31 protein-coding genes are annotated in these 22,843 nt (G+C 61.9%); all 31 read left to right on the plus strand.

Annotated features, from left to right (window positions below):
* Nucleotides 1–33: 33 nt before the first annotated feature.
* The 31 genes from rpoC to CLN94_RS10865 all read left to right on the plus strand — a co-directional run bounded on the left by rpoC (nt 34) and on the right by CLN94_RS10865 (nt 22,767).
* Complete coding sequence (gene rpoC, locus CLN94_RS10720; RefSeq protein ID WP_096433947.1) at nt 34–4,263, plus strand: DNA-directed RNA polymerase subunit beta'; 4,230 nt, start codon at nt 34–36, stop codon at nt 4,261–4,263.
* A 139-nt stretch (nt 4,264–4,402) separates the two neighbouring features.
* The gene (locus CLN94_RS10725) at nt 4,403–5,113 is read left to right on the plus strand and encodes a hypothetical protein (protein ID WP_096433948.1); all 711 of its coding nucleotides are present in this window, start codon (nt 4,403–4,405) and stop codon (nt 5,111–5,113) included.
* Nucleotides 5,114–5,429: 316 nt separating this feature from the next.
* Nucleotides 5,430–5,801 carry a 30S ribosomal protein S12 gene (rpsL, locus tag CLN94_RS10730; protein ID WP_096433949.1) on the plus strand — a complete coding sequence of 124 codons (372 nt, stop codon included), beginning with the start codon at nt 5,430–5,432 and terminating at the stop codon, nt 5,799–5,801.
* Nucleotides 5,802–5,813: 12 nt separating this feature from the next.
* Entirely contained in the window at nt 5,814–6,284 is a 471-nt protein-coding gene (rpsG, locus tag CLN94_RS10735; protein ID WP_096433950.1) for a 30S ribosomal protein S7, read from the plus strand.
* 18 nt (nt 6,285–6,302) lie between these two features.
* Nucleotides 6,303–8,420, plus strand: a complete 2,118-nt coding sequence (gene fusA, locus CLN94_RS10740; protein WP_096433951.1) for an elongation factor G — start codon at nt 6,303–6,305, stop codon at nt 8,418–8,420.
* 65 nt (nt 8,421–8,485) lie between these two features.
* A complete protein-coding gene (gene tuf / locus CLN94_RS10745) occupies nt 8,486–9,661 on the plus strand; it encodes an elongation factor Tu (RefSeq protein ID WP_096433952.1) in 1,176 nt (391 codons plus the stop codon).
* Between the two features lie 213 nt (nt 9,662–9,874).
* Nucleotides 9,875–10,183, plus strand: coding sequence for a 30S ribosomal protein S10 (gene rpsJ, locus CLN94_RS10750; RefSeq protein WP_036639457.1), 309 nt, complete (start codon nt 9,875–9,877; stop codon nt 10,181–10,183).
* Between the two features lie 10 nt (nt 10,184–10,193).
* Complete coding sequence (rplC, locus tag CLN94_RS10755) at nt 10,194–10,928, plus strand: 50S ribosomal protein L3 (RefSeq protein WP_096433953.1); 735 nt, start codon at nt 10,194–10,196, stop codon at nt 10,926–10,928.
* Entirely contained in the window at nt 10,925–11,545 is a 621-nt protein-coding gene (gene rplD, locus CLN94_RS10760) for a 50S ribosomal protein L4 (RefSeq protein WP_096433954.1), read from the plus strand. The genes rplC and rplD overlap by 4 nt, the downstream gene beginning before the upstream one ends.
* Nucleotides 11,542–11,838 (plus strand): 50S ribosomal protein L23, encoded by a 297-nt coding sequence (locus CLN94_RS10765; protein WP_096433955.1) that lies wholly within the window; start codon nt 11,542–11,544, stop codon nt 11,836–11,838. The genes rplD and CLN94_RS10765 overlap by 4 nt, the downstream gene beginning before the upstream one ends.
* Before the next feature lie 144 nt (nt 11,839–11,982).
* A complete protein-coding gene (gene rplB, locus CLN94_RS10770) occupies nt 11,983–12,819 on the plus strand; it encodes a 50S ribosomal protein L2 (RefSeq protein ID WP_096433956.1) in 837 nt (278 codons plus the stop codon).
* 3 nt (nt 12,820–12,822) lie between these two features.
* Nucleotides 12,823–13,101, plus strand: coding sequence for a 30S ribosomal protein S19 (gene rpsS / locus CLN94_RS10775; RefSeq protein ID WP_096433957.1), 279 nt, complete (start codon nt 12,823–12,825; stop codon nt 13,099–13,101).
* A gap of 5 nt (nt 13,102–13,106) precedes the next feature.
* Entirely contained in the window at nt 13,107–13,487 is a 381-nt protein-coding gene (gene rplV, locus CLN94_RS10780; RefSeq protein WP_096433958.1) for a 50S ribosomal protein L22, read from the plus strand.
* Entirely contained in the window at nt 13,487–14,197 is a 711-nt protein-coding gene (gene rpsC / locus CLN94_RS10785; RefSeq protein ID WP_096433959.1) for a 30S ribosomal protein S3, read from the plus strand. The genes rplV and rpsC overlap by 1 nt, the downstream gene beginning before the upstream one ends.
* A gap of 12 nt (nt 14,198–14,209) precedes the next feature.
* Nucleotides 14,210–14,623, plus strand: coding sequence for a 50S ribosomal protein L16 (rplP, locus tag CLN94_RS10790; protein ID WP_096433960.1), 414 nt, complete (start codon nt 14,210–14,212; stop codon nt 14,621–14,623).
* 224 nt (nt 14,624–14,847) lie between these two features.
* Nucleotides 14,848–15,048, plus strand: coding sequence for a 50S ribosomal protein L29 (rpmC, locus tag CLN94_RS10795; protein ID WP_096433961.1), 201 nt, complete (start codon nt 14,848–14,850; stop codon nt 15,046–15,048).
* A gap of 11 nt (nt 15,049–15,059) precedes the next feature.
* Nucleotides 15,060–15,293, plus strand: a complete 234-nt coding sequence (gene rpsQ, locus CLN94_RS10800) for a 30S ribosomal protein S17 (RefSeq protein WP_096433962.1) — start codon at nt 15,060–15,062, stop codon at nt 15,291–15,293.
* Between the two features lie 77 nt (nt 15,294–15,370).
* A complete protein-coding gene (gene rplN / locus CLN94_RS10805) occupies nt 15,371–15,739 on the plus strand; it encodes a 50S ribosomal protein L14 (RefSeq protein ID WP_022705624.1) in 369 nt (122 codons plus the stop codon).
* Nucleotides 15,739–16,044, plus strand: a complete 306-nt coding sequence (rplX, locus tag CLN94_RS10810) for a 50S ribosomal protein L24 (RefSeq protein WP_096433963.1) — start codon at nt 15,739–15,741, stop codon at nt 16,042–16,044. The genes rplN and rplX overlap by 1 nt, the downstream gene beginning before the upstream one ends.
* On the plus strand, nt 16,044–16,601 hold the full coding sequence (gene rplE, locus CLN94_RS10815; protein ID WP_096433964.1) for a 50S ribosomal protein L5: 558 nt from the start codon (nt 16,044–16,046) through the stop codon (nt 16,599–16,601). The genes rplX and rplE overlap by 1 nt, the downstream gene beginning before the upstream one ends.
* A 19-nt stretch (nt 16,602–16,620) precedes the next feature.
* A complete protein-coding gene (rpsN, locus tag CLN94_RS10820) occupies nt 16,621–16,926 on the plus strand; it encodes a 30S ribosomal protein S14 (protein WP_096433965.1) in 306 nt (101 codons plus the stop codon).
* 12 nt (nt 16,927–16,938) lie between these two features.
* Nucleotides 16,939–17,337 carry a 30S ribosomal protein S8 gene (gene rpsH, locus CLN94_RS10825; RefSeq protein ID WP_096433966.1) on the plus strand — a complete coding sequence of 133 codons (399 nt, stop codon included), beginning with the start codon at nt 16,939–16,941 and terminating at the stop codon, nt 17,335–17,337.
* 10 nt (nt 17,338–17,347) lie between these two features.
* A complete protein-coding gene (gene rplF / locus CLN94_RS10830; protein ID WP_096433967.1) occupies nt 17,348–17,881 on the plus strand; it encodes a 50S ribosomal protein L6 in 534 nt (177 codons plus the stop codon).
* Between the two features lie 11 nt (nt 17,882–17,892).
* Nucleotides 17,893–18,252, plus strand: coding sequence for a 50S ribosomal protein L18 (rplR, locus tag CLN94_RS10835; RefSeq protein WP_096434090.1), 360 nt, complete (start codon nt 17,893–17,895; stop codon nt 18,250–18,252).
* A 112-nt stretch (nt 18,253–18,364) separates the two neighbouring features.
* Nucleotides 18,365–18,931: a 30S ribosomal protein S5 gene (rpsE, locus tag CLN94_RS10840; protein ID WP_096433968.1), complete on the plus strand. Its 567-nt coding sequence runs from the start codon at nt 18,365–18,367 to the stop codon at nt 18,929–18,931.
* Between the two features lie 12 nt (nt 18,932–18,943).
* Nucleotides 18,944–19,132: a 50S ribosomal protein L30 gene (rpmD, locus tag CLN94_RS10845; protein ID WP_096433969.1), complete on the plus strand. Its 189-nt coding sequence runs from the start codon at nt 18,944–18,946 to the stop codon at nt 19,130–19,132.
* Between the two features lie 85 nt (nt 19,133–19,217).
* The gene (locus CLN94_RS10850) at nt 19,218–19,550 is read left to right on the plus strand and encodes a ribonuclease E inhibitor RraB (protein ID WP_096433970.1); all 333 of its coding nucleotides are present in this window, start codon (nt 19,218–19,220) and stop codon (nt 19,548–19,550) included.
* 79 nt (nt 19,551–19,629) lie between these two features.
* Nucleotides 19,630–19,989 carry a hypothetical protein gene (locus CLN94_RS13835; protein ID WP_143598911.1) on the plus strand — a complete coding sequence of 120 codons (360 nt, stop codon included), beginning with the start codon at nt 19,630–19,632 and terminating at the stop codon, nt 19,987–19,989.
* 151 nt (nt 19,990–20,140) lie between these two features.
* Nucleotides 20,141–20,611: a 50S ribosomal protein L15 gene (rplO, locus tag CLN94_RS10855; protein WP_096433971.1), complete on the plus strand. Its 471-nt coding sequence runs from the start codon at nt 20,141–20,143 to the stop codon at nt 20,609–20,611.
* 104 nt (nt 20,612–20,715) lie between these two features.
* Nucleotides 20,716–22,086: a preprotein translocase subunit SecY gene (secY, locus tag CLN94_RS10860; RefSeq protein ID WP_096433972.1), complete on the plus strand. Its 1,371-nt coding sequence runs from the start codon at nt 20,716–20,718 to the stop codon at nt 22,084–22,086.
* 24 nt (nt 22,087–22,110) lie between these two features.
* Nucleotides 22,111–22,767 (plus strand): adenylate kinase, encoded by a 657-nt coding sequence (locus CLN94_RS10865; protein WP_096433973.1) that lies wholly within the window; start codon nt 22,111–22,113, stop codon nt 22,765–22,767.
* The last annotated feature ends 76 nt before the right edge of the window (nt 22,768–22,843 follow it).

A 22,843-nucleotide genomic window follows, 5' to 3' on the forward strand; every position in this document is an offset into this window, starting at 1 on the left:
CCATCCCCTTCGCCCTCATTCAAGGAATTAAAGATGAACCAGGAACTGACCCAAAACCCGTTCAACCCGCTGGCCGCGCCCAAGCAGTTCGACGAGATCAAGATCTCGCTGGCCTCGCCCGAGCGCATCCTGTCGTGGTCCTACGGGGAAATCAAAAAGCCCGAGACCATCAACTACCGCACGTTCAAGCCCGAGCGTGACGGCCTGTTCTGCGCGCGTATCTTTGGCCCGATCAAGGATTACGAATGCCTCTGCGGCAAATACAAGCGCATGAAGTATCGCGGCGTCGTCTGCGAGAAATGCGGCGTGGAAGTGACCCTGCAAAAGGTCCGCCGCGAGCGCATGGGCCACATCGAGCTGGCCTCGCCCGTCGCGCATATCTGGTTCCTCAAGTCGCTGCCCTCGCGCATCGGCCTGATGCTGGACATGACGCTGCGTGACCTCGAGCGCATCCTCTATTTCGAAAACTACGTGGTGATCGAACCCGGTCTGACCGAGCTGAGCTATGGCCAGCTGATGACCGAAGAGGAATATCTCGACGCGCAGGACCTTTACGGCGCCGACGCCTTCACCGCCAATATCGGTGCTGAAGCGATCCGCGAAATGCTGTCGATGATCGACCTCGAGGCGACCGCCGAGCAGCTGCGCGAAGAGCTGAAGGAAGCCACCGGCGAACTGAAGCCGAAGAAGATCATCAAGCGTCTGAAAGTTGTCGAGTCGTTCATCGAGTCGAAGAACCGCCCCGAGTGGATGATCCTGACGGTGCTGCCGGTGATCCCGCCGGAGCTGCGCCCGCTGGTGCCGCTCGATGGTGGCCGCTTCGCGACCTCGGACCTCAACGACCTCTATCGTCGCGTCATCAACCGGAACAACCGCCTCAAGCGCCTGATCGAGCTGCGTGCGCCCGACATCATCGTGCGCAACGAAAAGCGGATGCTGCAGGAAGCCGTTGACGCGCTGTTCGACAACGGCCGTCGTGGCCGCGTCATCACGGGCACCAACAAGCGCCCGCTGAAGTCGCTGTCGGACATGCTGAAAGGTAAGCAGGGCCGCTTCCGTCAGAACCTTCTGGGTAAGCGCGTCGACTTCTCGGGCCGTTCGGTCATCGTGACCGGCCCGGAGCTGAAGCTGCACCAGTGCGGCCTGCCGAAGAAGATGGCGCTCGAACTGTTCAAGCCCTTCATCTACTCGCGCCTTGAAGCCAAGGGCCTGTCGAGCACGGTGAAACAGGCCAAGAAACTGGTCGAGAAAGAGCGCCCCGAGGTCTGGGATATCCTCGACGAGGTGATCCGCGAGCACCCGGTTCTGCTGAACCGCGCGCCGACGCTGCACCGTCTGGGCATCCAGGCCTTCGAGCCGATCCTGATCGAAGGCAAGGCCATTCAGCTGCACCCGCTCGTCTGCTCGGCCTTCAACGCCGACTTCGACGGTGACCAGATGGCCGTTCACGTGCCGCTCTCGCTGGAAGCCCAGCTGGAAGCCCGCGTGCTGATGATGTCGACGAACAACGTTCTGTCGCCCGCCAACGGCGCGCCGATCATCGTTCCGTCGCAGGATATGGTTCTTGGCCTCTATTACATCACGATGGAGCGTCAGGGCCTGCCGGGCGAAGGCATGGTCTTCGGTTCGATCGAAGAGGTGGAGCACGCGCTGAACGCCGGCGCCGTGCATCTGCACTCGCGGGTCAAGGGCCGGATGAAGCAGATCGACGAGGAAGGTAACGAAGTCTTTATGGTCTTCGACACCACGCCGGGTCGGATGCGTCTGGGCAACCTGCTGCCGCTGAACGCGAAGGCGCCCTTCGAGCTGGTCAACCGCCTGCTGCGGAAGAAAGACATCCAGAACGTCATCGACACCGTCTACCGCTACTGCGGCCAGAAGGAATCGGTGATCTTCTGTGACCAGATCATGGGCCTCGGCTTCCGCGAAGCCTTCCGCGCCGGTATTTCCTTCGGCAAGGACGACATGGTGATCCCCGAGAAGAAATGGGAGATCGTCGAGGGCGTTCGCGATCAGGTGAAGGAATTCGAGCAACAGTACATGGACGGCCTGATCACTCAGGGCGAAAAGTACAACAAGGTTGTCGATGCCTGGTCGAAATGCTCGGACGCGGTGGCGGCCGAGATGATGAAGGAAATCTCGGCAGTCCAGATCGACGATGCTGGCATCGAGAAAGAACCGAACTCGGTCTACATGATGTCGCACTCGGGCGCGCGGGGTTCGCCCGCCCAGATGAAGCAGCTTGGCGGTATGCGCGGCCTGATGGCCAAGCCGTCGGGTGAGATCATCGAGACGCCGATCATCTCGAACTTCAAGGAAGGCCTGACCGTTCTTGAATACTTCAACTCGACCCACGGCGCCCGTAAGGGTCTGGCCGATACCGCGCTGAAGACCGCGAACTCGGGCTACCTGACCCGTCGTCTCGTGGACGTGGCGCAGGACTGCATCGTGCGGTCGCACGACTGCGGCACCGAGCGCGCGATCAACGCCTCGGCGGCGGTCAACGATGGTGAAGTCGTCGCGACCCTGGCCGAGCGTATCCTCGGCCGTGTCGCCGCCGATGACATCTGCGTCCCGGGCACCGACGAGGTGCTGGTGCGCAAGAACGAGCTGATCGACGAACGCAAGGCGGACGCGATCGAGACCGCTCGCGTGGTGTCGGTGCGGATCCGTTCGGCGCTGACCTGTGAAGCCGAAGAGGGCGTTTGCGCGCTCTGCTACGGCCGCGATCTCGCGCGCGGTACGCTGGTGAACCAGGGCGAAGCGGTCGGCATCATCGCCGCCCAGTCGATCGGGGAGCCCGGCACGCAGCTGACGATGCGGACCTTCCACATCGGCGGCATCGCGCAGGGTGGCTCGCAGTCCTTCCTCGAAGCCTCGCAAGAGGGCACGATCGAGTTCCGCAACGCCAACATCCTGGTGAACGAGGCGGGCGAGCAGGTCGTGATGGGCCGCAACATGCAGCTCGCGATCATCAACGATCTGGGCAGCGAAGTCGCCTCGCACAAGGTGCTGTATGGTTCGAAGGTCTTCGTCAAAGAGGGCGATGCGGTGAAACGCGGCGCCAAGCTCTTCGAATGGGACCCCTACACCCTGCCGATCATCGCCGAGAAATCGGGTAAGGCCAAATTCGTCGACCTCGTCTCGGGCATCTCGGTGCGTGAAGAGACCGACGAAGCCACCGGCATGACCCAGAAGATCGTGTCCGACTGGCGCGCTGCGCCCAAGGGCAACGACCTCAAGCCCGAGATCTTCATCGTCGATGCCGATGGCGAGCCGGTGCGCAACGAAGCCGGGAACCCGGTGACCTACCCGATGTCGGTCGACGCTATTCTGTCGGTCGAAGACGGTCAGGACGTGAAGGCCGGTGACGTGGTTGCGCGTATCCCGCGCGAAGGTGCGAAGACCAAGGACATCACCGGCGGTCTGCCGCGTGTGGCCGAACTGTTCGAAGCCCGCCGTCCGAAGGATCACGCGATCATCGCAGAAGTCGATGGTTACGTGCGCTTCGGCAAGGACTACAAGAACAAGCGTCGCATCTCTATCGAGCCGACCCAGGAAGGTCTGGAGCCCGTCGAATACATGGTGCCGAAAGGCAAGCACATCCCGGTGCAGGAAGGCGACTTCGTGCAGAAGGGTGACTACATCATGGACGGCAACCCGGCTCCGCATGACATCCTGCGGATCATGGGCATCGAGGCGCTGGCCGACTACCTCATCGACGAGGTGCAGGACGTCTATCGTCTGCAGGGCGTGAAGATCAACGACAAGCACATCGAGGTGATCGTTCGCCAGATGCTGCAGAAGATCGAGATCACGGACTCGGGCGACACGACGCTGCTGAAAGGCGAGCATATCGACAAGGCCGAATTCGACGAAGAGAACGCCAAGGTCGAGGCCCGCGGTGGCCGCTCGGCTTCGGGCGAGCCGGTTCTGCTGGGGATCACCAAAGCCTCGCTGCAGACCCGTTCGTTCATCTCGGCGGCCTCCTTCCAGGAGACGACCCGCGTCCTCACCGAGGCTTCGGTGCAGGGCAAGCGCGACAAGCTCGTCGGCCTGAAAGAGAACGTCATCGTCGGCCGTTTGATCCCGGCGGGCACGGGTGGCGCGACCACCCGCGTGCGCAAGATCGCCGCCGAGCGCGACCACAAGGTGATCGCGCAGCGTCAGGCCGAGGCGGAAGCCGCAGCCGCGCTGGCCGCGCCGATCGAGATGGACGAGCCCGATTTCGGCCCGGTGGAAACGCCGGAAAGCCGCGATTGATCTCGGACACGGACTTGAAAGGCCCCGCTTCGGCGGGGCCTTTTCACATTCGGGCGTGGCGCTGCCGCGGCCTCTGGTGCAGGCGCCCCGGCCCATGCAAAGATGCGCGCAACTCGACGCGCCTGACAGGAGAGACCCGATGAAATTGCGCCGCCTTTCGCTTGGACTGACCCTCGCCGCCCTCGCGCTTCCGGCGCTGGCCGGACCTTTCGCTGACAGCGAGGCGCAGCTGCGCAAGGTCTATGGCGCCTATCGCGCCGCGCTGTTCCTGAGCAATCAGGGCAAGGGGCCCGAAACCGCCGAGGCGCTGGCCAAGTTCGAGATGGGCTGGGGCAAGATCACTTCGGAGTGGGAGGCCGCCGCGCCGCCGCAATATGCCGACGATCCGGCCCTGCCGATGACCCTCGCTATGGTGACCGGGCTGATCGTCAAGGCGCAGGGCGAGGTGGATGCCGGGCATCTGCCCGAGGCGCATGAAACGCTGGAGGCGGTGCGCGACGAGATCGGCGGGTTGCACCTGCGCAACGGGGTGATCGGTTTCTCCGACCGGATGAACGCCTATCACGCCGCGATGGAGCATGTTCTGGCCAACGATTATGCGGCGCTGGGTGAGGCGGGCAAGCTGCGCGCGGCGGGCGATGCGGCGCTGCTCGACCACCTCGTTCAAGAGATCCTCGCGCATCCCGCGCCCGAGGCAGGCGACCCGGCCTATGGCCCGCTGGTCGAGGAGTTCGCGGCCTCGGTTGCTGCCTTCAAGGCGGCGGCGGAGACCGGCGAGATCGGCGCGGTGACCTCCGCGCAAAAGGCGCTCAAGATGCCCTATGCCAAGCTCTTCGCAAAGTTCGGCTGAGCCGGCTCTGTAACGCCCCGATGAAGATTGCGCGCAGGGCCCGGCCTGAGGGCCCGCGCTGTTGACATCCCGGGCGACTCCCCATATAGCGCGCGCATCCCAACGGGCGGAGTCCGTCCGGCGGGGAGACGAAACTCAGTGATCACGATCCGGGCAATCCACCCTGGTCCTCTGGCTTTCAACGCATTCGGCCCCGGCTTCGCGGCAGGGGAGGGGTGCGATTTGGCGTTTTTCGCGAATGGGCGCGGAACGTCGTCGAGAAGTGGCGCTGTCGGGGACGACGGCGAGTATTGACAACAGCAAACGGGGAACCGGTATGCCTACCATCCAACAGCTGATCCGCAAACCGCGGCAGCCCAAGGTGCAGCGCAGCAAATCGCAGCACCTCCAGCAGTGCCCGCAGAAGCGCGGCGTCTGCACCCGCGTCTACACCACGACGCCGAAGAAACCGAACTCGGCTATGCGTAAGGTCGCCAAAGTGCGCCTGACCAACGGCTTCGAGGTCATCTCCTACATCCCGGGCGAAAAGCACAACCTGCAGGAGCACTCTGTTGTGCTCATCCGCGGCGGCCGTGTGAAAGACCTTCCGGGTGTCCGTTACCACATCCTGCGCGGTGTGCTGGATACCCAAGGTGTTAAAGATCGTCGTCAACGCCGTTCGAAATACGGCGCGAAGCGTCCGAAATAAGGAGATCATCAGATGTCTCGTCGTCACGCCGCTGAGAAGCGCGAAGTTCTGCCCGACGCCAAGTATGGCGATCGCGTGCTGACTAAATTCATGAACAACCTGATGATCGACGGTAAGAAATCGACCGCCGAACGCATCGTTTACAACGCGCTGGAGCGCGTCGAGGGCAAGCTCAAGCGCGAGCCGATCGAAGTGTTCCACGAAGCCCTCGACAACGTGAAGCCTTCGGTCGAAGTGCGTTCGCGTCGTGTGGGTGGTGCGACCTACCAGGTGCCGGTCGAAGTCCGTCCGTCGCGCCGTGAAGCGCTGGCTATCCGCTGGCTGATCACCGCCGCGCGCGGCCGCAACGAGAACACGATGGAAGAGCGCCTCGCCGGCGAGCTTCTGGATGCCGTGAACTCGCGCGGTACCGCCGTGAAGAAGCGCGAAGACACCCACAAGATGGCCGACGCCAACAAAGCGTTCAGCCACTACCGCTGGTAATCAGGAAGGGACGCCATTATGGCACGCGAATATCCGCTTAACCTCTACCGCAACTTCGGGATCATGGCGCATATCGACGCGGGTAAAACCACGACGACCGAGCGTATCCTGTACTACACCGGCAAATCGCACAAAATCGGTGAAGTGCACGACGGCGCTGCGACCATGGACTGGATGGAGCAGGAGCAGGAGCGCGGGATCACCATCACCTCGGCTGCGACCACCACTTTCTGGGAACGCACCATTGATGGCGCCAACGCGCAAACGCCGAAGCACCGCTTCAACATCATCGACACCCCCGGCCACGTGGACTTCACCATCGAGGTGGAACGTTCGCTCGCGGTTCTCGACGGCGCCGTGGCGCTGCTCGACGCGAACGCCGGTGTCGAACCGCAGACCGAAACCGTGTGGCGTCAGGCTGACCGCTACAAGGTTCCGCGTCTCGTGTTCGTCAACAAGATGGACAAGATCGGTGCCGACTTCTTCCGTTGCGTGCACATGATCAAGGAACGCACCGGCGCCACTGGCGTTCCGGTCAACTTCCCGATCGGTGCCGAAGACCAGCTGGAAGGCATCGTTGACCTGATCGAGATGGAAGAATGGGTGTGGCAGGGTGAAGACCTTGGCGCCTCGTGGGTCCGTCAACCGATCCGCGACGATCTGAAAGATCTGGCCGACGAATGGCGTTCGAAGCTGATCGAAGTCGCCGTCGAAATGGACGACGACGCGATGATGGCCTACCTCGAAGGCGAAGAGCCCGATGCGGACACGCTGAAAAAGCTGATCCGTAAAGGCACCCTGTCGCTGTCGTTCGTTCCGGTCCTGGGTGGTTCGGCGTTCAAGAACAAGGGCGTGCAGCCCCTGCTCAACGCCGTGATCGACTTCCTGCCCTCGCCGCTGGACGTTCCGGCCTACATGGGCTTCACCCCGGGCGACGAGTCGGAAGAGCGCAACATCGCGCGTTCGGCCGATGACGCGCAGCCCTTCTCGGCGCTGGCGTTCAAGATCATGAACGACCCCTTCGTCGGCTCGCTCACCTTCACGCGCATCTACTCGGGCGTCATCAAGAAGGGCGACCAGATGATGAACTCGACCAAAGGCAAGCGTGAGCGTGTCGGTCGTATGATGATGATGCACTCGATCAACCGCGAGGAGATCGAAGAAGCGTTCGCGGGCGACATCATCGCGCTGGCCGGTCTCAAAGAGACCACCACCGGTGACACCCTGTGCGACCCGACGAAACCGGTCGTGCTCGAAACCATGACCTTCCCCGATCCGGTGATCGAGATCGCGGTCGAGCCGAAGTCGAAAGCCGACCAGGAGAAGATGGGCCTCGCCCTCGCTCGCCTGGCTGCCGAAGACCCGTCGTTCCGCGTCGAGACCAACTTCGAGTCGGGTCAGACCATCATGAAGGGCATGGGCGAACTTCACCTCGACATCCTCGTCGACCGTATGCGTCGCGAGTTCAAAGTCGAGGCGAACATCGGTGCTCCGCAGGTGGCCTATCGCGAAACCATCTCGCAGCCGGCCGACATCGACTACACGCACAAGAAACAGACCGGTGGTACCGGCCAGTTCGCGCGCGTCAAGCTCGAGATCAAACCGACCGAGCCGGGCGAAGGCTATTCGTTCGAGTCGAAGATCGTCGGTGGTGCTGTTCCGAAGGAATACATCCCGGGTGTCGAAAAAGGCATCCAGTCGGTGATGGATTCGGGTCCGCTCGCGGGCTTCCCGGTGATCGACTTCAAGGTGGCGCTGGTTGACGGTGCTTTCCACGACGTCGACTCGTCGGTTCTCGCCTTCGAAATCGCCACCCGTGCGGCCATGCGCGAAGGTCTGAAAAAGGCCGGCGCGAAGCTGCTCGAACCGATCATGAAAGTCGAAGTTGTGACCCCGGAAGAATACACCGGGAACATCATCGGCGACCTGACCTCGCGTCGGGGCATGGTGCAAGGTCAAGAGACGCGCGGCAACGCGATCGTCATCAACTCCTTCGTGCCGCTCGCCAACATGTTCGGCTACATCAACAACCTGCGTTTGATGTCCTCGGGCCGTGCGGTCTTCACCATGATCTTCGATCACTACGAAGCCGTTCCGCAGAACATCTCGGACGAAATCCAGAAGAAATACGCCTAAGGGAAACCAGGCGTCCGGGGTGACCCCGGGCGCCTGCCTTAGCGCCACACAGACAGGAGGCCATTATGGCAAAAGGAAAGTTTGAACGTACGAAACCGCACGTCAACATTGGCACGATTGGTCACGTTGACCACGGCAAGACGACGCTGACGGCTGCGATCACGAAATACTACGGCGAATTCAAGGCCTACGACCAGATTGACGGTGCTCCGGAAGAGCGCGCTCGCGGGATCACGATCTCGACGGCTCACGTTGAATACGAGACGCCGAACCGTCACTACGCGCACGTCGATTGCCCCGGCCACGCCGACTACGTGAAGAACATGATCACGGGTGCTGCGCAGATGGACGGCGCGATCCTGGTTTGCGCCGCTTCGGACGGCCCGATGCCGCAGACGCGCGAGCACATCCTGCTCGGCCGTCAGGTGGGCATCCCGGCGATGGTTGTCTACATGAACAAGGTTGACCTTGTTGACGACGAAGAGCTGCTCGAGCTGGTCGAGATGGAACTTCGCGAACTGCTGTCGTCCTACGACTACCCGGGCGACGACATTCCGATCATCAAGGGCTCGGCGCACCAGGCGCTGATCGGCGAGATGAAAGAGATCGGCGAAGACTCGATCCACGCGCTGATGGAAGCCGTTGACTCGTACATCCCGACCCCGGCTCGTGCGATCGACCAGCCGTTCCTGATGCCGATCGAAGACGTGTTCTCGATCTCGGGCCGCGGCACGGTTGTGACCGGTCGTGTGGAGCGTGGCGTGATCAACGTCGGCGACGAGATCGAAATCGTCGGCATCCGCCCGACCAAGAAAACCACCTGCACCGGTGTTGAAATGTTCCGCAAGCTGCTCGACCGCGGCGAAGCTGGCGACAACATCGGCGCGCTGCTGCGCGGTGTGGACCGTGAAGGCGTTGAGCGTGGTCAGGTTCTGTGCAAGCCGGGTTCGGTGACGCCGCACACCAAGTTCGAGGCTGAGGCTTACATCCTCACCAAAGAAGAAGGTGGCCGCCACACCCCGTTCTTCGCGAACTACCGTCCGCAGTTCTACTTCCGCACCACCGACGTGACCGGCACCGTGACGCTGCCGGAAGGCACCGAGATGGTGATGCCGGGCGACAACCTGAAGTTCGAAGTCGAACTGATCGCCCCGATCGCGATGGAAGACGGCCTGCGCTTCGCCATCCGCGAAGGCGGCCGCACCGTCGGCGCCGGCGTCGTGTCGAAAATCCTCGCGTAAGCGAAGATTTCGCGGGCCTTTCGGGGCCCGCGCATGACAGTGCTGAACGAATTTGGATGGTGCGCCGAAAGGCGCGCCATTCGCTCTTGACAGACTCAGGTATCCCCCATAGAGGACGCGCCTGATCTGCCAAGATTACTGGTTCGATGCAGGCGCCACATTCGGTGCCGTCTGCCTCTCAACCTTAACGCCATGCGAGAGGCATGACTGACAATGACTGGTCAAAATATCCGCATCCGGCTCAAGGCGTTCGATTACCGCGTGCTGGATGCCAGCACCCAGGAAATCGTGAACACCGCGAAGCGCACGGGTGCTCAGGTGCGCGGGCCCATCCCGCTGCCGAACAAAATCGAGAAATTCACGGTTCTCCGTGGTCCGCACATCGACAAGAAGTCGCGCGACCAGTGGGAAATCCGCACCCATAAACGTCTTCTCGACATCGTCGATCCGACCCCGCAGACCGTGGACGCGCTGATGAAGCTCGACCTCGCCGCGGGCGTGGACGTCGAGATCAAAGTCTAAGGAGGCGACGATGCGTTCTGGTGTTATCGCCAAGAAGCTGGGCATGACCCGGCTGTTCCTCGAAGACGGCAAGCAAGTCCCGGTGACGGTGCTGCAACTCGACAACCTGCAGGTCGTCGCGCAGCGCACCGAAGAGACCGACGGCTACACCGCCGTTCAGCTCGGTGCGGGTGAAGCGAAAGCGAAACGTACCTCGGCCGCGATGCGTGGTCACTTCGCGAAAGCGAACGTGGCGCCGAAGCGCAAGCTCGCCGAGTTCCGCGTGAGCCCCGACAACCTGATCGAAGTGGGCGCCGAGATCTCGGCCGAACACTACATCGCCGGTCAGCATGTCGACATCGCCGGCACCTCGATCGGTAAAGGCTTTGCGGGTGTTATGAAGCGCCACAACTTCGGTGGTCTGCGCGCTTCGCACGGTGTGTCGATCTCGCACCGTTCGCACGGTTCGACCGGTCAGTGTCAGGACCCGGGCCGCGTGTTCAAGGGCAAGAAGATGGCCGGCCACATGGGTGCTGTGCGTGTCACCACGCAGAACATCCAGGTCGTCAAGACCGACGCCGAGCGTGGTCTGATCCTGGTCAAAGGGTCGGTTCCGGGCGCCAAGGGCGGCTGGGTCACCATCAAGGATGCCGTGAAGAAGCCGCTGCCGTCGGACGTTCCGACCCCGGCTGCGCTAAAATCGGCCGCCAAGGAAGAAACCGCTGCTCCGGTCGAGGAAGTCTCGGCTGAAGGGGGTGAAGCATGAAACTCGATGTGATCAAGCTCGACGCCGGCAAGGCCGGTTCGATCGATCTGGCCGATGACATCTTTGGTCTGGAGCCGCGCGCGGACATCCTGCACCGCGTCGTGCGCTGGCAGCGCGCGAAGGCGCAGGCTGGCACGCACTCGGTCCTGACCAAGTCGGAAGTCAGCTATTCGACCAAGAAGATCTATCGCCAGAAGGGCACCGGTGGCGCGCGTCACGGCTCCAAGAAGGCTCCGATCTTCCGTCACGGTGGCGTCTACAAGGGCCCGACCCCGCGGTCGCACGCCCATGACCTGCCCAAGAAGTTCCGCGCCCTCGGCCTGAAGCACGCTCTGTCGTCGAAAGCCAAGGCCGGTAACCTCGTGGTGCTGGACTCCGCCGAGATGGCCGAAGCCAAAACCGCCCAGCTCGCCAAGGCCGCCAAGGAACTCGGCTGGAAGCGCGTGCTGATCATCGACGGTGCCGCGGTGAACGAGAACTTCGCCAAGGCCGCGCGCAACATCGAAGGTATCGATGTGCTGCCGTCGATGGGCGCCAACGTCTATGATATCCTGCGTCGCGACACGCTCGTGATCACGAAGGCGGGTATCGAAGCTCTGGAGGCTCGTCTGAAATGAGCGCGAAAGCTGAACATTACGACGTGATCGTGAAGCCCATCATCACCGAGAAAGCCACCATGGCCTCGGAAAATGGTGCGGTCGTCTTCGAAGTGGCGAAAACCGCCTCGAAGCCGCAGATCAAGGAAGCTGTCGAAGCCCTCTTCGGCGTGAAGGTGAAAGCGGTCAACACCACGATCACCAAAGGCAAGACCAAGCGTTTCCGGGGCATGCTCGGCAAGCGTTCGGACGTCAAGAAAGCCTATGTCACGCTGGAAGACGGAAACGCTATCGACGTTTCGACCGGCCTCTGATAGAAGCCGCACGAATCTCGCGGGTCCGAGCAATCGGGCCCGTTGAGCTTTATCTTTTCAGGCGACTGAAAATACGTGAGCGGGGAGCTACGGCGCCCCATACGAAACGGACCTTAAGGTTCAAAGCAACGGAAGACAGAGAGCATGGCACTCAAGTCGTATAAACCGACGACGCCGGGCCAGCGTGGGCTGGTTCTGATCGACCGTTCGGAGCTTTGGAAAGGTCGCCCGGTCAAGGCCCTCGTTGAAGGCCTCACCAAGACCGGCGGCCGGAACAACACCGGGCGCGTCACGATGTGGCACAAAGGTGGTGGCGCGAAGCGTCTCTACCGTATCGTCGACTTCAAACGTCGCAAATTCGATGTTCCGGCCACCGTCGAGCGGATCGAATATGACCCCAACCGTACCGCTTTCATCGCACTGGTGAAATATGCGGACGGCGAACTGGCTTACATCCTGGCCCCGCAGCGTCTTGCTGTCGGCGACACCGTGATCTCGGGCGCCAAGCAGGACATCAAGCCGGGCAACGCGATGCCCTTCTCGGGCATGCCGATCGGTACCATCGTGCACAACGTGGAACTGAAGCCGGGCAAGGGCGGCCAGCTGGCCCGCGCCGCCGGCACCTACGCGCAATTCGTCGGCCGCGATGGCGGCTACGCGCAGATCCGCCTCTCGTCGGGCGAACTGCGTCTCGTGCGTCAGGAATGCATGGCCACCATCGGTGCCGTGTCGAACCCCGACAACTCGAACCAGAACCTCGGTAAAGCCGGTCGTAAGCGCCACATGGGCGTGCGTCCGACCGTCCGCGGCGTCGCGATGAACCCGATCGACCACCCGCATGGTGGTGGTGAAGGCCGGACCTCGGGTGGTCGTCACCCGGTTACCCCGTGGGGCAAGCCCACCAAAGGTAAGCGGACCCGCTCGAACAAGAACACGGACAAGTACATTCTCCGTTCGCGTCACGCTAAGAAGGGTCGTTAAGATATGGCACGTTCTGTTTGGAAAGGCCCTTTCGTTGACGCCTATCTGCTGAAGAAAGCAGAGAAAGCGCGCGAGTCGGGCAAAGGCGAAGTGATCAAGATCTGGTCGCGTCGTTCCACCATCCTGCCGCAATTCGTGGGCCTCACCTTCGGGGTCTACAACGGTCAGAAACACATCCCGGTGAACGTCACCGAAGAGATGATCGGTCAGAAGTTCGGTGAATACTCGCCGACCCGTACCTACTACGGGCACGCTGCCGACAAGAAAGCCAAGAGGAAGTAAGAGCCATGGGTAAGGAAAAGAATCCGCGCCGCGTGGCGGACAACGAAGCAATGGCGAAAACCCGCATGCTTCGCACCTCGCCGCAGAAACTGAACCTCGTCGCCGCCCTGATCCGCGGCAAGAAGGTCGATAAGGCTCTGGCCGATCTGACCTTCTCGAAGAAGCGGATCTCGGATGACGTGAAGAAGTGCCTGCAGTCGGCGATCGCCAACGCCGAAAACAACCACGGCCTCGATGTCGACAGCCTCGTCGTCGCCGAAGCCTGGGTTGGCAAGAACCTGGTCATGAAGCGCGGTCGTCCGCGTGCGCGTGGCCGTTTCGGCAAGATCATGAAGCCGTTTTCGGAACTCACCATCAAGGTGCGTCAGATCGAGGAGCAAGCGTAATGGGTCAGAAGGTTAATCCGATCGGCATGCGCCTCCAGGTCAACCGCACCTGGGATAGCCGCTGGTACGCCGACAGCAAGGACTACGGTGATCTGCTGCTGGAAGACCTCCGCATGCGCGAGTTCATCCACGAAGAAGCCAAGCAGGCCGGTGTTGCCCGCGTGATCATCGAGCGCCCCCACAAGAAGTGCCGCGTGACCATTCACGCTGCTCGTCCGGGCGTGATCATCGGCAAGAAAGGCGCTGACATCGAAGCTCTGCGCAAGAAGCTGGCGAATTTCACCAAGTCGGAACTGCACCTCAACATCGTTGAAGTCCGCAAGCCCGAACTGGACGCCCAGCTCGTCGCCGAGTCGATCTGCCAGCAGCTCGAGCGTCGTGTCTCGTTCCGCCGCGCCATGAAGCGCTCGGTGCAGAACGCGATGCGCATGGGTGCCCTTGGCATCCGTGTGAACGTGTCGGGTCGTCTGGGTGGCGCCGAGATCGCGCGTACCGAATGGTACCGTGAAGGTCGCGTGCCGCTGCACACCCTGCGTGCCGACATCGACTACGCGCTGGCCGAAGCGTCGACCCCCTACGGGATCATCGGCGTGAAGACCTGGATCTTCAAAGGCGAGATCATGGAACATGATCCGCAAGCCCGCGACCGTCGCATTGCCGAAGCCCAGGACGGGCCGGCTCCGCGCGGCCCGCGTCGCGACGCCCGCTGAGGAGTATGAGAGATGCTGCAACCGAAACGGACGAAGTTCCGCAAACTGCACAAAGGCCGCATCCACGGTGAAGCCAAGGGCGGTTTCGACCTCAACTTCGGGTCCTTTGGCCTGAAGGCGGCCGAGCCCGAGCGCATCACCGCGCGTCAGATCGAAGCTGCGCGTCGTGCGATCACTCGCCACATGAAGCGTCAGGGCCGTGTCTGGATCCGGATTTTCCCGGATAACCCGGTCACCGCCAAGCCGACCGAAGTGCGGATGGGTAAAGGTAAGGGCTCGGTGGACCGCTGGACCGCCAAGGTCAAGCCGGGCCGCGTGATGTTCGAGATCGACGGCGTGAACGAAACGATCGCCCGCGAAGCGCTGCGCCTCGGTGCCGCCAAGCTGCCGATCGGCACCCGCATCGTGGCCCGTCAGGACTGGTAAGTCCGGACCGCGAAAGAAAACGAAAGCCCCGCTTCGGCGGGGCTTTTGCATTTCCGGGCAGGGCGGACGGTTTCGCGGAAACAGGGGTTGCCCCATAGGGCGCTTTCCTGTAGGACGCGGCATCCGCCAGATCGGTTCCTCCGGGAATCGGTTGCGGGAGACATAACCCACCAGAAACAGGGTCACCCTCCGGGGGCCCTCTGGTGCCAAGAAAGGACCATGGGATGAACGCCCAAGAACTCAAGGCGAAAACGCCTGACGAGCTGCGTGAGCAACTCGTTGCGCTGAAAAAGGAAGCCTTCAACCTCCGCTTCCAGCAGGCCACCGGCCAACTCGAGAACACCGCCCGCATGCGCGCCGTCCGTCGTGACGTTGCCCGCATCAAGACGGTGCTGAACGCCAAAGCCGCCGAAGCTGCGAAATAAGGAGACTTCCGATGCCCAAACGTATCCTTCAAGGTGTCGTGACCTCGGACAAGAACGATCAGACCGTGACCGTCCTCGTCGAGCGCCGCTTCAAGCACCCGCTGCTGCAGAAAACCGTCCGCAAGTCGAAGAAATATCGCGCGCACGACGCAGCCAACCAATTCAAGACCGGTGACACCGTTCGCATCGAAGAGTGCGCGCCGATCTCGAAGACCAAGCGCTGGAAGGTCGTCGTCGAGGCCTGAGTTCTCTCAGGTCCCGGCGATAAACTTTCAGTTTATCGAAACCCTGGGGGTCATCCCCAAAGGTCGGGAGTAACCAAATGATCCAGATGCAGACCAATCTGGATGTTGCTGACAACTCCGGCGCTCGCCGAGTTCAGTGCATCAAGGTCCTGGGTGGTTCGCACCGTCGCTATGCGTCGGTGGGCGACATCATTGTCGTGTCCGTCAAGGAAGCCATCCCGCGTGGTCGCGTGAAGAAAGGTGACGTCCGCAAGGCCGTCGTCGTGCGCACCGCCAAAGAAGTCCGTCGTGAAGATGGCACCGCCATCCGCTTCGACCGCAACGCCGCCGTCATCCTGAACAACCAGGGCGAACCGGTCGGCACCCGTATCTTCGGGCCGGTCGTGCGTGAGCTGCGCGCCAAGAACTTCATGAAGATCATCTCGCTCGCTCCGGAGGTGCTGTGATGGCTGCTAAGCTCCGCAAAGGCGACAAGGTCGTCGTGCTGGCCGGCAAGGACAAAGGCAAACAGGGTGAAATCACCCAAGTGATGCCGCAAGCCGGTAAAGCGATCGTGGACGGCGTGAACACCGCCATCCGTCACCAGCGTCAAACCCAGACGTCGCAAGGCGGCCGCGTGGCGAAAGCCATGCCGATCGACCTGTCGAACCTGGCTCTGATCGACGCGAACGGCAAAGCGACCCGCGTTGGCTTCCGCATGGAAGGCGACAAGAAGGTCCGTTTCGCCAAGTCCACCGGGGAGGCGATCTGATGCTGGATCAAGCGACCTACACCCCGCGTCTCAAGACGCTCTATGCCGGCACCATCCGCGCTGGCATGAAAGAAGAGTTCGGCTACAAGAACGACATGCAGATCCCGCGTCTGGACAAGATCGTCCTGAACATGGGCGTCGGCGAAGCCGTCAAGGACACCAAGAAAGTCAAGCAAGCCGCCGAAGAGCTGACGCTCATCGCCGGTCAGAAGGCTGTCACCACGAAAGCCAAGAAGTCGATCGCCGGCTTCCGCGTTCGTGAAGAGATGCCGCTGGGCTGCAAGGTGACCCTGCGTGGCGACCGGATGTATGAATTCCTCGATCGACTGATCAACATCGCCCTGCCGCGCGTGCGCGACTTCCGCGGTGTGAAGCCCTCGTTCGATGGCCGTGGCAACTTCGCGATGGGCCTGAAAGAGCACATCGTGTTCCCGGAAATCGACTTCGACAAGGTCGATGAAGTTCTGGGCATGGACATCATCATCTGCACCACCGCTTCGAATGACGCGGAAGCGAAGGCGCTGTTGAAGCATTTCAACATGCCGTTCAACGCCTGATCGCGGGGAGAAGAGATTAATGGCTAAGAAATCCATGGTTGCGCGCGAAGTTAAGCGCCAGCGTCTTGTGAACAAGTACGCCGGCAAGCGCGCCGAACTGAAGGCGATCATCGCCGATCAGGACCGCCCGATGGAAGAGCGCTTCAAGGCGTCTCTGAAACTGGCGGAACTGCCCCGCAACTCGTCGGCCGTGCGTCTGCACAACCGTTGCCAACTGACCGGCCGTCCCCACGCTTACTACCGTAAGCTCAAACTCTCGCGGATCATGCTGCGCGAACTGGCCTCCTACGGCCAGATCCCCGGCATGGTGAAGTCGAGCTGGTAAGGGAGACCGGGAATGTCTGTGAACGATCCTCTCGGCGATATGCTGACCCGCATCCGCAACGCGCAAATGCGCGGCAAATCCACCGTCCGTACGCCGGCTTCGAAGCTGCGCGCCTGGGTGCTGGATGTGCTTCAAGCGGAAGGTTACATCCGCGGCTACGAGCCCGCGACGGATGCCAAAGGCCATCCGGAGCTGGAAATCAGCCTCAAGTACTACGAAGGCACCCCCGTCATTCGTGAGCTGAAGCGCGTTTCGACCCCCGGTCGCCGCGTGTACATGGCCGCGAAAGACGTGCCCTCGGTCCGCCAGGGCCTGGGTGTGTCGATCATCTCCACGTCCAAGGGCGTGATGTCGGACGCGGCTGCACGCACTGCCAATGTTGGCGGTGAAGTGCTCTGCACCGTGTTCTAAGGAGGTCCTGATGTCTCGAATTGGTAAAAAACCGGTCGAGCTCCCCGGCGGCGTTTCGGCGCAGCTCTCGGGCCAGACCATCGAAGTGAAGGGCCCGAAAGGGACCCGCTCCTTCACCGCCACCGATGACGTGACCCTCGCGGTCGACGGCAATGTGGTCACTGTGACGCCGCGCGGCACTTCGAAGCGCGCCCGTCAGCAGTGGGGCATGGCGCGTTCGATGATCGCGAACCTCGTCACCGGCGTCACCGCAGGCTTCAAGAAAGAGCTGGAGATCCAGGGTGTTGGTTACCGTGCCGCGATGCAGGGTAACGTGCTCAAGCTCTCGCTCGGTTACTCGCACGAGGTGAACTTCGAAGTTCCCGCGGGCGTGACCGTGGCGACCCCGAAGCAGACCGAAATCGTTGTGGAAGGCATCGACCAGCAGATCGTTGGTCAGGTTGCCGCGAATATTCGCGAATGGCGTGCGCCGGAGCCCTACAAGGGCAAAGGTATCCGCTATAAGGGCGAGTATATCTTCCGCAAAGAAGGCAAGAAGAAGTAAGGGTGGCGAAAATGGCGAACAACAAACGTCAACTGTTCCTCAAGCGCCGCCTGCGCGTGCGGAACAAGATCAAGGCCATGGCCAACGGGCGCGCGCGTCTGTCGGTGCACCGTTCCTCGAAGAACATCAGCGTTCAGCTGATCGACGACGTGAACGGCGTGACCCTTGCCGCGGCTTCGAGCCTCGAAAAGGATCTCGGTGTGGTCGGCAAGAACAATGTCGAAGCGGCGGCGAAAGTCGGCGCGGCGATTGCCGAGCGTGCGAAAGCGGCTGGCGTCGAAGAGTGCTACTTCGACCGCGGTGGCTTCCTGTTCCACGGCAAGATCAAGGCTCTGGCCGATGCTGCCCGTGAAGGCGGCCTGAAGTTCTAAGCCAAAAGTGGGGGACGTTCGCGTCCCCCCGATGATCCGGGGGCGGCCCAGCGTCGCCCACCAGGATTGGATGACATGGCGTGAAAGCGCCCATTCACGAAAGGAATGCCTCATGGCAGAACGTGAAAACCGTCGGGGCCGTCGCGAAGAGCGCGAAGAAACCCCGGAATTCGCCGATCGTCTGGTTGCGATCAACCGCGTGTCGAAAACCGTGAAGGGCGGTAAGCGCTTTGGCTTCGCCGCGCTCGTCGTCGTCGGTGACCAGCGTGGTCGCGTCGGCTTCGGCAAGGGTAAAGCGAAAGAAGTGCCGGAAGCGATCCGCAAGGCGACGGAGCAGGCCAAGCGCCAGCTCATCCGTGTGCCGCTGCGCGATGGCCGCACGCTGCACCACGACATCGAGGGCCGTCATGGCGCTGGTAAAGTCGTGATGCGCACCGCCCCGGAAGGGACCGGGATCATCGCCGGTGGTCCGATGCGCGCCGTGTTCGAGATGCTGGGCGTCAAAGACGTCGTCTCGAAGTCGATCGGTTCGCAGAACCCCTACAACATGATCCGCGCCACGCTGAACGGCCTCCAGAAAGAAGCTTCGCCCCGCTCGGTGGCGGCGCGTCGCGGCAAGAAAGTTGCCGACATTCTGAAAAAGCCGGAAGCCGAAGCTGACGCTGCGGCTGAAGCCTGAGGAGTTTGACCCATGGCTAAAACCATCGTTGTGAAACAAATCGCTTCGGCGAGCCGCCGCCCGGCCATCCAGGCCGCGACCCTCAAAGGTCTGGGCCTCGGCAAGATCAACCGCACCCGCGAGCTCGAGGACACCCCCTCGGTCCGCGGCATGGTCAACAAGATCCCGCATCTCGTGACCATCGTGGAAGAAAAAGGCTGAGCTTTGCTCACCTGACACTCGAAGCGCCCCGGTCGAAAGGCCGGGGCGTTTTTCATGGGGCCCGGTGGCGCCCAAGGAGGTTCCGATGGATATGAACGCGCAAAAGGCCGAGACGGCCGAGATTTTCCGCCAGATGGCGCAGATGGAGGACATGCCTGCCGAGGCCGCGGTGCATTTCCAGTTCGTGGCCGATGACCACTCGGCCGATTGGGATGCGTTCACGCAGGCCGCCGAGGGTTCGGGCTATGCGGTCGAATGGTATGAGGCCGATGACGAAGACGGCGAGCGCTATGTCGAGGCAACGTCACCGGTGATCGCGCTGACCCCCGAGGCGGTCTGGGCGCATGAGGAAAAGCTGACACTGCTGGCCGCGATCCATGGTTTTGCGCCCGACGGGTGGTCATTCTTTACGGCTTGAAACGTTGCTGTCTTTATGGGGAAGGTAAGTTCTGGTATCGAAAAGAGGTATTCATCTCTTTCCGCCTCAGGACATTTAAATGAGAGTGTTCACTCCAGCAATTGCCTGTTTTGTATTGCTAGCGATGCCTTCTTTGGCGGGCGAATGCTCAAGTTATGAAGCATCGGTTGCCTCCCTCTGGCGCCGGGCTGAATCTTTTCAGCAGGGCGCTGCATTTCGTGAATTTGGGTTTTCGCCTGCCGGCCCGACAGATGGCTGGATTAATGAATTCAGAAGGTTGCGGGACTTTGAGGAGGAAGCTCGCGCCTTTTCCCAAAAGTACGGTTTCGCCGTTGCAGACATCTATATGGTTGCTGACAGCTATCGCACCGATGGCGTTCTGGACGCGTATTTCGCGGACCTTCGTAAGGAGTTCTTCCAGCTTGATACCTGTAAGTGAGGATGCACGATTGTCCGCGCAGAGTGCTTGAACGTTGGAGATTATCCAACTATACGCCCCCGGTGGCCGACCGTGGCCACAAGAATCAACAAGAAACGCCGTGTCTGCCCCGTTTTCGCTTCGGGGGTATTTCCGGCAAAGGAGAAGCGACATGAAACTGCATGAACTGCGCGACAACGAAGGCGCTGCCCGCAAGAAGAAACGCGTTGCTCGCGGCCCGGGTTCGGGCAAGGGCAAGACCGCTGGCCGTGGTATCAAGGGCCAGAAATCGCGTTCGGGTGTGGCTCTGAACGGCTACGAAGGCGGCCAGATGCCGCTGTATCGCCGCCTGCCGAAGCGCGGCTTCACCAAGCCGAACGCCTCGAAATTCGCGGTGATCAACCTCGGCCTGATCGAGAAATTCATCGAAGCCGGCAAGATCGACGCCAAGGCCGAGATCACCGAAGACGCGCTGGTCGCTTCGGGCCTCGTGCGCCGCAAGCTCGACGGCATCCGCGTTCTCGCCAAGGGTGAGATCAAGTCGGCTGTCACGCTGAACGTGACCGGCGCTTCGAAAGCGGCCATCGAGGCCGTCGAGAAAGCCGGCGGCAAGCTGACCGTGGCGACCGCTGCCGCTGAATAAGCGGTTGTGAGCGGGCCTCGGCCCGCTTACATAGGCAACAGGTTTTCCAAGGCGCCGCCGACCGGGGAACGGTCCGGCGGCGCTCGCATGAAAGAGACGGGCATATGGCATCTGCTGCAGAGCAAATGGCGGCGAACCTCAGCTGGGAGGCCTTGGGTAAGGCGACCGAGCTGCGGCAGCGCATCTTCTTCACCATCGGGCTTTTGATCATCTATCGCCTCGGCACCTACATCCCGGTTCCTGGGATCGACACGGTGGCGCTGCGGGAGTTCATGCAGGGCGCGGCCTCGGGCCTCGGCGGCATCCTCTCGATGTTCACCGGCGGCGCGCTGGGGCGGATGGGCGTGTTCGCGCTTGGCATCATGCCCTACATCTCGGCCTCGATCATCGTGCAGCTGCTGACCTCGCTGTTCCCGGCGATGGAGCAGATGAAGAAAGAGGGCGAGCAGGGCCGCAAGAAGATCAACCAGATCACCCGCTACGCCACCGTCGGCCTCGCGACCTTCCAGGCCTTCGGTCTGGCGCGCTCGCTCGAAGCCGGTGACCTCGCGCATGATCCGGGCCTGTTCTTCATCGCCTCGGTGGTGATCACGCTGGTTGGCGGCACCATGTTCCTGATGTGGCTGGGTGAGCAGATCACCGCGCGCGGCATCGGCAACGGCATTTCGCTCATCATCTTCGTCGGCATCGTCGCCGAGATTCCCGCCGCGCTGGCGCAATTCTTCGCGCAGGGCCAGTCGGGTGCGATCTCGACCCCGGTGACGCTGGGCGTGATCGTGATGGTGATGGCGGTGATCGGCTTCGTGGTGTTCATGGAGCGCGCGCTGCGCAAGATCCACATTCAATATCCGCGCCGCCAGGTCGGCATGAAGATCTATGACGGTGGCTCTTCGCACCTGCCGATCAAGGTGAACCCGGCGGGCGTGATCCCGGCGATCTTCGCCTCGTCGCTCCTGCTGCTGCCGACCACGATCGCGACCTTCTCGGGCGCGCAGACCGGCCCGGTGATGTCGACGATCCTCGCCTATTTCGGGCCCGGGCAGCCGCTCTACCTGCTGTTCTTCGCGGCGATGATCATCTTCTTCGCCTATTTCTACACCGCGAACGTGTCGTTCAAATCGGACGAGGTGGCCGACAACCTGAAGAACCAGGGCGGCTTCATTCCGGGCATCCGTCCCGGCAAGAAGACCGAAGAGTTCCTCGATTACGTCGTGGCACGCGTTCTGGCCATCGGTTCGGTCTATCTGGCCGCCGTCTGCCTTCTGCCCGAGATCCTGCGCTCGCAGCTCTCGATTCCGTTCTACTTCGGCGGCACCTCGGTGCTGATCGTGGTCTCGGTGGCGATGGACACGGTGAACCAGGTTCAGTCGCACCTTCTGGCGCATCAGTACGAAGGTCTGATCGAGAAGTCGCAACTGCGCGGCCGTGGCGGCAGCAAGAAGAAGGCTGCTCGCAAGGCGCCGTCGCGCCGCTGATCTTCGCAAGACGGGAGTGAAATCATGGTCAATATCATCCTGCTCGGTCCGCCGGGCGCCGGTAAAGGCACCCAGGCACGTCGCCTCGTGGAAGAGCGCGGCATGGTCCAGCTCTCGACGGGCGACATGCTGCGCGAGGCGATGAGCTCGGGCACCGAGATGGGCAAGAAGGTCGCCGACGTGATGGCGCGCGGCGAGCTTGTCACCGATGAGATCGTGATCGGCCTGATCGAGGAAAAGATCGGCAGCGCCGGCGGCAATGGCTTCATCTTCGACGGCTTCCCGCGCACGCTGGCGCAGGCCGATGCGCTTGGCGAGCTGCTGGCGCGAACCGGCCAGACGCTTGGTGCGGTGATCGAGATGCGCGTCGATGACGAGGCGCTGGTGCGCCGGATCACCGGTCGCTTTACCTGCGGCGAGTGCGGCGAGGTCTATCACGACGAGACCAAGCCGACTAAGGCCGAGGGTGTCTGCGACGAGTGCGGCTCGACCAATCTCAAGCGCCGGGCTGACGACAACGAAGACAGCCTCAAGCAGCGCCTGATGGAATACTACAAGAAAACCTCGCCGCTGATCGGCTACTACTATCACGCCGGCGCGCTGCGCAGCGTCGATGGCCTCGCCGATATCGAGGATGTCGCGGGCGCGATCGCGGCTATTCTGGACCAGCCGGCAGGCTAAGGTGATTGCGCGCTTGACCTTGCGGGAAATTCCCTCTAGGTCACGGCGTCTCTCAGGAGAATCATTCTTGCAAAGG

This window comes from Pseudothioclava arenosa (genome assembly GCF_002358085.1).
In the GTDB taxonomy this organism is placed as follows: Bacteria; Pseudomonadota; Alphaproteobacteria; order Rhodobacterales; family Rhodobacteraceae; genus Pseudothioclava; species Pseudothioclava arenosa.